Below are 758 nucleotides of genomic sequence, written 5' to 3'. Positions count from 1 at the left end.
CGCAGTTCGGCGGCGTCCACTGCCATGCCCTGCTCTTCGGCCAGTACGTAGGCCACCAGCTGCTGGCCATGCCCGCTGTCCTGGGCCAGCACCACCGCCTCGCGCACCTGCGGGTGCTCCAGCACCCGTGCCTCGATTTCACCCAGTTCGATACGCAGCCCGCGCACCTTCACCTGATGGTCGATGCGCCCGCAGTATTCGATCACCCCGCTGTCGCGGTAGCGCGCCAAATCCCCGGTGCGGTACAGCCGCTGGCCGTGGCTGCCGAACGGGTCGGGCACGAAACGCTCGGCCGTCAGCGACGGGCGACGATGGTAACCACGCGCCAGGCCCTGGCCACCGAGCATCAGCTCGCCCATGGCCACCTGGGGCAAGGCTTCGAACGCCGGGCCAAGGATGTGCGTGTACAGGTTAGCGATCGGCTGGCCGATCGGCACGCTGTCACGCCCCTCGTCGACACAGGTCCAGTGGGTGACGTCGATCGCTGCCTCGGTCGGCCCGTACAGGTTGTGCAGGCGGGCACCGGGCAGGTGGCTGAACACCTGCTGCTGGGTGTCCACCGCCAGCGCCTCGCCGCTGCAGATCACCTGCCGCACGCTGTGGCAGCGCTGCAGGCCCGGCTCGCGGACGAACACCTGCAGCATCGACGGCACGAAATGCAAAGTGGTGACCTGGTGGCGCTCGATGGTGTCGATCAGCCGCTCCGGCTCGCGATGCTCCCCCGGCGCCGCCAGGGCCAGCCGTGCACCGGTCATCAG

1 protein-coding gene is annotated in these 758 nt (G+C 69.1%); it reads right to left on the bottom strand.

The annotated features are described in order from the left end of the window. A partial coding sequence (locus I8746_RS26865) for an AMP-binding protein (RefSeq protein ID WP_221101221.1) occupies positions 1-758 on the bottom strand: 758 nt, incomplete at both ends.

It is taken from the genome of Pseudomonas sp. USTB-Z, from assembly GCF_019691255.1.
Classification (GTDB): Bacteria; Pseudomonadota; Gammaproteobacteria; order Pseudomonadales; family Pseudomonadaceae; genus Aquipseudomonas; species Aquipseudomonas alloputida.
Note: the sequence above shows the minus strand (reverse complement) of the source record. Positions and strands in the feature narration are given on the sequence as shown.